This is a genomic window from Nonomuraea antimicrobica (assembly GCF_039536965.1).
Classification (GTDB): Bacteria; Actinomycetota; Actinomycetes; order Streptosporangiales; family Streptosporangiaceae; genus Nonomuraea; species Nonomuraea antimicrobica.
Genome location: NZ_BAAAZP010000236.1, coordinates 79,530 through 88,106, shown reverse-complemented (window position 1 = coordinate 88,106; position 8,577 = coordinate 79,530). Strand labels below are relative to the sequence as shown.

Sequence of the window (8,577 nt, the reverse complement as noted above, 5' to 3'; positions counted from 1 at the left end):
CCTTGAGGTTCTCGGTCATGGTGCTGCGGGTTTCGGCCAGGGCCGGTCGGGCGTCTTGATTCGAGGATGTGGCGGTGGCGGGTGGAGCGCTGCTGGCCGGGGCACCCGACGTCGGCGCGGTGGTGGCGGGCGGGGGTGCGGCTTCCTTTGTCGGCAGCACCCCGCACCCGGCCGCCGCGAACGTGAGTACGGCGCTCAGGGTCAGGATCCGATGAGGCATGGGGGAGAATGTATCCGTTCTGAATGTTGGAGCTCAGGCCGCGTGAGAGTGGTGCACACACCCCGGCCTTACTTGATGCGAACCCGTAGCGACCATGCGGGGCTGTCCCAGTCGCACTTGTAGTCGATGACGATTCCGGCACCCGTCAGGCCACGCGCTGAGGACAAGATCGCCCACGCCCGCTCCGGCAAGGTCGGTCTCCATCCACGCCGTACTATACGGTATGGTACGGCTCTGGTACATCGTGAGCAATTCACTGCCCCAGGAGAGACATGTCAGCATTGCCCGATCCGGTCTGGTTGGTTGTCGTTCTGGCGATCATCCAGGCCGGTGATGCCGTCCTGTGCATCAAGCCCGTTCCGTTCATCGCCCAGTGCTTCGAAGACGTGAACTTGCCGCGACGTTACTGGTGGATCATGCCACCGCTGAAGTTCGCCGCCGCGGCCGGTCTGATCCTGGGCATCTGGCTGCCGTATCTCGGCGCCGTGACCTGTGCCGCGCTCGTCCTCTACTTCGTGGTCGCCATCGCGATGCACATCGCGGCTCGAGACTTCGGCCGTAACCTCTTCCTCAATGCCACCGCCATGCTGCTGATCTGCATCGCAGTCGGCGTCTTCGGCTTCATGGCATGAAGCTCGCATGTGCCTCGGCGAGCGCGGCCCACTCCATACCCAGTGGTATGTTTTCCGGATGAGCACGGCACGAGACCGGTGGCTGGACGAAGGCTTGAAGGTCCTCGCGGAAGAAGGCGCAGCAGGGATTCGAATCGACCGGATCGCCGCTCGACTTAACCTGTCGAAAGGGTCGTTTCATCATCACTTCGACGGCGCCGAGGGATACAAGAAAGCGCTTCTCGCCCATTTCGAGCACCTGTCGATTGACATGTTCGAAAATGCAATTTCCGAGGTCGGTGAATCGGGTGGGGCCCGGGTAATCCTCGCACGGCTGACGAAACTCGTCCGCCCTGGTGGCACAGGACTCTATCGTCCAGAACTCGAAGTCGCATTGCGGGCGTGGGCGACATGGGATGCGGATGTGCGCGCCGTGCAGACGCGCCTTGACGAGGCCAGACTGTCCGCACTCCAGCGGGTGTGGCGATCAGCCGTCGCCAGCGACGAGGAGGCCCGGACGGCGGCCCTGTTGCCCTACCTGCTTGCGGTTGGAGCAACTGTCGTCTTTCCCCCGGTCGATGCTGACCAGCTTCGCGACCTTTATGAAATCCTCCTCCCACTCGTACCGGATAGCTCCAGCCAGACACACGATGGCACGACGTCACCACCGTGACCTGGCCATGCGCCGGCCCTTCGCCTTTTCCCAAGCCATGAGGCCGTGGGGTGGGTAGGGCGCCCGGGGCTCGAACCCGGAACCTACGGATTGATGGAGTCCGCAGCGAACCACGATCTGGGCAACCGCGGCGGTCAGGCTTGCGACCACGACAGTGCCGTGCGCCGACGATCGGCACGACTGGTGGGTTCACGCTGATCGCCGGTCAGTCGCCGAAGATCCGCACCGCCGTTGGCCACGTGCTCGGCCACGAACGGTCCGATGTAGTACAGGTACTGCGCGGCTACCAGGACGGATATGACCTCACGGCGTGATCGCTCCAGTCACCGAGAACGAGCCGCACCCAACGGCTTTCAGGCGTCCGGGATCCAGTTTCCGTGGAAGCCGAGGGGCACGCGTGCGGGCAGGTGGACGCGTGCTACGGGCGGCCCGGTGAAGTCCTGGGCGGACAGGATCACCAGGTCCGAGGCGTCGCGCTCGGGATCGGCGACGTAGGCCATCAGGTAACCGGCGTCCTCCGCGTCCTCGTTCTGGTCGCCGCTCGGGTCCGCGGCGAAGGCGGCCTCGCCGACGGCGGCGTCCCGCGCGAACCCGTGCACCTCCGTCGTGCCCCGCACCAGGTCGTGCTTGACCAGCGCGTTGGTGAACGCGTCGTCGGGGTGCGGGCCTTGGGGGGTGAATTGCATGCCGTACACCGGGGTCACCGCGGAGTAGCCGTAGCGGTGTGGACGGGAGGCGTAGGCGTCGTTCACGCGCGGGAAGTCCTGGGCCCGGTCGTCCACGCACCGCTGCTCCAGCTGCCCGGAACGCAGGTCGATGCTCCAGCGGTCGAGCCTGGGCTTGATGCCGCCGGGATCGGCGACGTCCACGGGCCCCTCGGCGACGATCAGGTCCACGGTGATCGTCGAGTCGTCGTCGTAGGCGTTGAGGATATGGCTGACGTAGAAGGACTCGACGGGGAACCAGCGGACCTGCCCGCCCGCCCGGGGCAGGACGCCCACGTGGGCCTGGTGCGCGGGGTTCCAGCGGAAGCGCATCGCGTCCATGTTGAACGTCAGCGGGATGTCGAACACGACCACGAAGTTCTCCGACAGCGCGAAGTCGTGGAGGAACGGGAGTTCCCCGGGCAGCGGGATGTCAGTGACCTGGGTGACCGTTCCTGCCGGATCGGTGACGATGTGCTGCGCGAACGGACGTCCCAGCACATACGCCACCGAGTGCAGGTCGCCGGTGCGCGGATCGACCTTCGAGTGTGCGTTGGCGCTGGAACCATCGGGCGTGGCGCCCATGGGGCACTCCCCGATCGTGTCGAGCTCGTAGCCGAGCTCGTGCGGCAGCCCGCCGGCCTCGGACAGCGCCAGGGTGCGCCCGGCGTGACGGAGCACGTGGATGTTCGGGGAGGGCGGCAGGAACGCGGGCGGCTCCAGTCCGCGCCGCATCCTGTCCAATGCGTCAGAGACCTCCGTCGAGCGGACCCACCGGTTGCGGTACCACTCGGCGCGGCCGTCGCGGATGCGCACTCCGTGCACCATTCCCGCGCCGAAGGCCCAGAAGTGCGTGACGGGATCCTCCACGCCGAGCGGGTTCGGGCCCAGTCGCAGGTAGCGGCCGTTCAGGTCGGCGGGCAGGCGTCCGGTCACGGGCAGGTCGTAGGCGGTGATCTCCTCCTCCACGGGGGCGAAGGGGCCGTGCAGGTAACGGTCGTTGTGGTCCATGTTCACCTCGGTCGATCGGTTGTACGGTGTACGAAGCGAGACGGTACACTGGACAAACACCCGACACAGTGCGGCCGCCCGCGATGTGCTAGGCCAGAAATCGACCGTTCACCAGGGGCGGGATGAGGGTTGCCCGGCCACTGCGGCCAGGTCGCGGCTGCCCTAGTACAGGAGTTGGGAGACGATTGGCCGTGCAGCGAGCCGGGAGCGGCTCCGAGCCGCCGTACCTGCGGATCGTGCGGGAGATCGAGCGGCGCATCCACAGGGGTGAGTTGCGGCCCGGCGACCGCGTCCCCTCCATCAGGCAGGCCGCCGCACAGTGGGGGGTGGCCACCGCGACCGCCACCAAGGCGCTGGACACGCTGCGCCGGCGGGGCCGGGTGATGGCCGTCCCCCGAGTCGGCACCGTCGTGGCCGGACCTGCCCCCGTATCCGCACCCGCACCCGCGCCCCGTCCCGGGGCAGGCCGGGCGAGCCGGGAGCGGCGTCCGGTGGCGGCCGGCCAGAACGCCGAGCGCGAGCGGGTCGTGCACGCGGCGATCGCCATCGCGGACGCGCAGGGCTTCGAGGCGGTGTCCATGCGCGGCGTCGCGACAACGCTCGGCATGCCCACCATGTCGCTGTACGGCCTGGTCCGTGGCAAGGAGGAAATGGCCACGCTCATGGCCGACACCGTGTTCGGCGAGCTGGAGCTACCACAAGAGCCGCCGCCGGGCTGGCGGGCCCATCTGGAACTCGCGGCGCGCCTGCAGTGGCGCCTCTATCTGCGCCACCCCTGGTTGCCCCGGTTCATGTCGCTCACCCATCCGCAGCCGCTGCCCAACATGCTCAGGTTCGGCAACTGGGGCATGAGCGCCGTGCTCGGGCTCGGCCTCGACCCCGAGGCGGCCCGGGTCGTGTGGTGGGCGTTGGTCAACCACGTAAGGGGAACGGCCACGAACCTGGAGGCGCAGCACGACGCGGAGCGGCACACGGGGCTGTCGCCTGACCAGTGGTACAACGCCCATCTCCCGTCCTTTCACGCCAGGCTCTCAACGCACACGGCGCCTCTCGACGACCGGCTGCAATTCGACCTGACCGCGTTCTTCGAGGCCGGGCTGCGGCTCTTGCTGGACGGGGTCGCGGTCCAGATCGGGCGGCAGCACCGGCCGTAGCCGCCTCGCCGTCACGGCGCGCTGTGAGCTGACCGCGTCAACCGCGGGCTCCCTGTGACGGCCCGGCGGTGCGGGCACCGTGTAGCCGGCCGCAACCGATTATCGGCACGGGCAGCGGACCTTGCGCAGCAGGTTCCGTTCACCTGGGCGGTGATGCCGTCAACCGGGAGGCGACCGTTTTCAGCCGCCCGCCGCCGGTGGCGAGCACGTGTACATAGGTCATGAGAAGGGTTCGTGCTCGACCATGGCGATGTGCGCGTTGAGCGGATTGTCGGCAAACTTTCTCAGCGAAGCGCACATCCAACGGACCGTGGAGATGTTGATCGAGGGAGACCCCCAGTCCCTGGGGACGTACTGGCTGGCCGGGCGGCTCGGCGCGGGCGGTCAGGGAGTGGTCTACGAGGGCTATGCGGAGGACGGCACCCGCGTCGCGATCAAGGTGTTGCACAGCGACCAGGCCGCGCAGCTCGCCAGGGAGGCCACGGCGGCCCAGCGGGTGGCCTCGTTCTGCACGGCGCGCGTCATCGAGGCCCGGCTCGACGGATCCAGGCCGTACCTCGTCAGCGAGTACGTCGCGGGCCCGAGCCTGCGCGCCGCCGTCGCCGCGGGCCGCCGTTTCTCCGGCGGCGACCTGCACCGGCTGGCGACCGCCGTGGCGACGGCGCTGACCGCCATCCACGACGCCGGGGTGATCCACCGCGATCTCAAGCCCGACAACGTGCTGCTCGGCCCGGACGGTCCGCGGGTGATCGACTTCGGCATCGCCAGGACGGCCGAGATGTCGTTGACCGCGACCGGCCTGGTGACGGGCACGCCGACGTACATGGCGCCGGAGGTGTTCACCGGCCACCGGGCCGGGATGCCCGCCGACGTGTTCGCGTGGGGTGCGATCATGCTGTACTCGGCGACCGGCACGGACCCGTTCGCGGCCGACAGCCTGGGCGTCGTCATGCATCGCGTACTGTCGTCCACCCCGGATCTGAGCGCGTTGCCCGCCCCGCTGCGCCCGCTGGTGGCCGCCGCGCTCAGCAAGGAGCCGCTGCACCGGCCCAGCGCCCGCGAGCTGCTGCTCGCGCTGGTCAGCGGCGGTGCGGGCCTGGACTTGACGCATCTGCTGGCCGAGGGCGGCAAGGAGGCGTCCGGGGTGACCGGCGCGGCGCGCGATCCGGCGCTGGGCACGCTGGCCGAGGACGCCTACGCCATGCTGAACGCCGACGAGCGCGAGCTGGCGCCCGAGGTGTTCCTGAGGCTGGTCACGTTGGGCGAGCACGGCGAGCTGTCGTGGCGCCGGGCCGAGCTGGCCGAGCTGCTGGAGGGCAGGACCCTGCCCGAGGTCTCGTCGGTGACCAGGATTCTGGAGGTGTTCACGTACCTGCTGGGCAGGGACGACGAGGAGGTGTGGCTGGCCCGCCCGGCGCTGCCGCGCGCCTGGCCCCGCTACCGCCGCTGGGTGGAGGCCAATCAGGACGGCCTGGCCGTGCACCGGCAGATCCTGGCCGCCGCCCGCCGCTGGAATCGGTCGGGCCGCAAGGACGGCGACCTGTTCCAGGGCTCTGCCCTGGAGAACGCCCTTCAGTGGGCGGCCACGGCCCGCAGGAACATCACCCTCTCTCCCGCCGAACGTGATTTCCTGGCGGCCGCCGCCACGCTGACCAGGCGCAAGGCCAGGCGAGGCCGCCTGGTCACGCTGAGCCTGGCGGGACTGCTGACGATCGCGCTGGTCGCGGGTGGCCTGGCCGTGCAGCAGGGCAGACTGGCCGACGAGCGGGCCGAACGTATTTCCGTCCAGCTAGGTCAGGCGGAGGCGGCGAGGCTGGCGCAGTTCGCGGACACGTTCCGGCAGAGCGATCCGCGCCTGGCCATGCGCCTCAGCCTGGCCGCGTGGGGGCTGGACCGAACGCCGCAGACCAGGACGGCGCTGACGGCGTCGCTGGCGCAGCGCGAGGTGGCGATGTTCAAGGACCCGGCGACGGCGGGCGACACGCTGCGCGTACTCGCTGCGGACGGCCGGACGATGGCCAGTGTGAGCGGCGACGCGCTACGGCTCTGGGACGTGCGCACGGGTAGGTCCGCGGGCGGGGTCGCCGAGCTGGGGCTCGGCGACGACCGGCTGGCCGACGCCGCGCTTTCCCCCTCGGGCCGGCGGGTGCTGGTGGCGACCGGCAGGCAGGCCGGGGCGTGGGACCTGCGGACGGGCAGGCGGATCGCGGCGTGGACGTTCGACAAGGAGCTCGGGCAGGGCGTGGACCTGCCGGTCAGCGTGGAATACGGCAGCGTGGACAGGTACGCGGTGGTCAGGATCGACGACTACGACTACCTCTGGGACGTGGAGCGGAACCGCCGTACCAGGACCGCGGACAGGCTCGGTCCCATGACGCCGTCGGGCGAGGCCATCTACGCCTCCCGCTCCGTCTCACCCGACCGGATCGACCGGCTGCGCCTGCCTGACCTCGCCAGGCAGGCCACCCGCCCGGCGGCCGACCGGTGCGACCTGTGCGGATGGACGCTCGCCCTCACGCCGGACGGCCGCTCGCTGGCGGAGGCGGTGCGCGACGGCCTGCAGCTGACCTCGCTCGCGGACGGCTCGGTGACCAGCACGATCGGGCAGAAGGGCGTCCTCTGGAACCAGGGCGACGTGACCTTCAGCGCCGACGGGCGGCTGCTCGCCTCGGCCACCCGCGCCGACATCCAGGTGTGGCTGCCTGGAGGGCAGTTCCTCACCAAGGTGACGCTGCCGGAGGGCCTGCCGGAGGACTCCTGGAACCTCGTCCCCCAGGTCGCCTTCGATGGCCGCGTGCTGCGTTACCTCGCGGAGGACCGCGTCATCACCGTGGACCTCGCCGACCTGACGCTGGACGCGCCGAAGCGGTCCTGGGCGGAGACCGCGCTGACCTCCGGCCGCCTGCTGGCCGCCGAGGAGCTCGAGGTGATCCACTTGACGACGCCCGGAGGGCCGCCGGGCGAACCCGTGCAGCGCAGGGCGGACGACGACGCGGTGAGCGCGCTCGCCCTCAGCCCGGACGGACGGCTGGCGGCCGTCGGCGGCTCCCGGACGATCTCCGTGCTGGACGCGGACGCCCGGCGGGAGCTGGCCAGGCTGACGCCTTCCGACTTCACCGACACCGAGCACGTGGCCTTCAGCCCGGACGGGACGCGGCTGGCCACCGTGGTGGAATCGGCGAACACCGCCAACGCCAGCACGTACACGCTGGGGATGTGGGACTGGAAGGCCCGCCGCCTGCTGTGGTCGCATCAGGTACGGCGGGTCCAGGACCTGGAGTTCGGGCCGGACAGCAGGACGCTGGCGGTGGCCACCGACGCCGAGCGCCTCTACGACACCGCCTCGGGCAAGCCGGTGGGCGAGCCGTTCGGCAGCACCGGGCAGGGGATCACACTCACCGACGCGGTCTTCACCCGGGACGGCCGGTCGATCGCCGTCGTGGACTCGGGCGGGCGCATGACCGTCTACGACGTGGCCACCCGCCGCCGGGCCGGGGAGGTGATCAGGGAGAACACGGTCGGGAACGCCGTCAGGTCGCCCCGCGAGGACGTCGTCGCGGCGAGCACCCAGGACGGCCGGGTGCAACTGTTCGACGTGGCCAGGAAGGCGTCGCTGGGCGTGCTGGCCGACGGCAACCAGGACGGCGTGCAGGCCCTGGCGTTCGCCGCCGACGGTTCGAAGGTGCTGGTGCTGGACGGCGCCGGGACGATGCGCGAGCAGCTCGTCGAACCGGGCGCGGTGGCGGCGGCGGTGTGTGCTCGCGCCGGGGGATCCTTGAACAGGACCGAGTGGGCGCGTTACGTCACGGGTGCTCCCTATCGTGAGACCTGTTCCTGATGTTTCATCGGTGGCCGTGGTCTTGAGACCGCTGGTCACCAAGCCACGATGTCCTCGATGGTCGTGCTCAGCGTGCTCAGCCGCCGCCGACGACCGCGGCCTCGGCGTCCGCGCCGGCCGGTCCACATCATCGCGAACTCGTCGCTGTGCATCGTCAGCTCACCGATCAGTTCCGCCAGGCACGCGTCGGTCAGTAAACGGCCGACGGTGAGCCGGAGGTAGGCGACATGGATGCGGGCCAGTTTCTCCCAGTTGCGGTGCAGGTCGCGGGTGAACGGATCGCGGAAGAACATCCGCGGCACGGCCGGGCGGCCACCCGGCCGCCACGGCGCGTCGAAGGCGAATGCCCAGCTCACGCTATCGGAG

At 70.0% G+C, this 8,577-nt stretch carries 7 protein-coding genes; 4 read left to right on the top strand and 3 right to left on the bottom strand.

The features are described from left to right. Positions 1–220: hypothetical protein (locus ABD844_RS49610; RefSeq protein ID WP_344896030.1), on the bottom strand; the 220-nt coding region annotated here is incomplete at its 3' end. Between the two features lie 272 nt (positions 221–492). Here ABD844_RS49610 and ABD844_RS49605 point away from each other — a divergent pair. Both ABD844_RS49605 and ABD844_RS49600 read left to right on the top strand, forming a co-directional pair. Then, positions 493–852: a DoxX family protein gene (locus tag ABD844_RS49605; protein ID WP_344896028.1), complete on the top strand. Its 360-nt coding sequence runs from the start codon at positions 493–495 to the stop codon at positions 850–852. Positions 853–910: 58 nt separating this feature from the next. Continuing rightward, positions 911–1,504, top strand: a complete 594-nt coding sequence (locus ABD844_RS49600; RefSeq protein WP_344896026.1) for a TetR family transcriptional regulator — start codon at positions 911–913, stop codon at positions 1,502–1,504. 353 nt (positions 1,505–1,857) lie between these two features. Here ABD844_RS49600 and ABD844_RS49595 read toward each other — a convergent pair whose 3' ends face one another. Then, positions 1,858–3,219: a carotenoid oxygenase family protein gene (locus ABD844_RS49595; protein ID WP_344896024.1), complete on the bottom strand. Its 1,362-nt coding sequence runs from the start codon at positions 3,217–3,219 to the stop codon at positions 1,858–1,860. A 191-nt stretch (positions 3,220–3,410) separates the two neighbouring features. Between ABD844_RS49595 and ABD844_RS49590 the strand changes: the two genes are divergently transcribed. Both ABD844_RS49590 and ABD844_RS49585 read left to right on the top strand, forming a co-directional pair. Next, positions 3,411–4,373, top strand: coding sequence for a GntR family transcriptional regulator (locus ABD844_RS49590; protein WP_344896049.1), 963 nt, complete (start codon positions 3,411–3,413; stop codon positions 4,371–4,373). 316 nt (positions 4,374–4,689) lie between these two features. Beyond that, positions 4,690–8,211 carry a protein kinase domain-containing protein gene (locus ABD844_RS49585; RefSeq protein ID WP_344896046.1) on the top strand — a complete coding sequence of 1,174 codons (3,522 nt, stop codon included), beginning with the start codon at positions 4,690–4,692 and terminating at the stop codon, positions 8,209–8,211. A 35-nt stretch (positions 8,212–8,246) separates the two neighbouring features. On the opposite strand, the gene ABD844_RS49580 is transcribed toward ABD844_RS49585, so the two are convergent. Next, the gene (locus tag ABD844_RS49580) at positions 8,247–8,567 is read right to left on the bottom strand and encodes an MmyB family transcriptional regulator (RefSeq protein ID WP_344896022.1); all 321 of its coding nucleotides are present in this window, start codon (positions 8,565–8,567) and stop codon (positions 8,247–8,249) included. Positions 8,568–8,577: the final 10 nt, after the last annotated feature.

Bases quoted from the DNA above. Each gene is read 5' to 3' on its own strand.
- ABD844_RS49585 (WP_344896046.1), top strand. From the start codon at position 4,690: ATGTTGATCGAGGGAGACCCCCAGTCCCTGGGGACGTACTGGCTGGCC.
- ABD844_RS49595 (WP_344896024.1), bottom strand. From the start codon at position 3,219: ATGGACCACAACGACCGTTACCTGCACGGCCCCTTCGCCCCCGTGGAG.
- ABD844_RS49605 (WP_344896028.1), top strand. From the start codon at position 493: ATGTCAGCATTGCCCGATCCGGTCTGGTTGGTTGTCGTTCTGGCGATC.
- ABD844_RS49600 (WP_344896026.1), top strand. From the start codon at position 911: ATGAGCACGGCACGAGACCGGTGGCTGGACGAAGGCTTGAAGGTCCTC.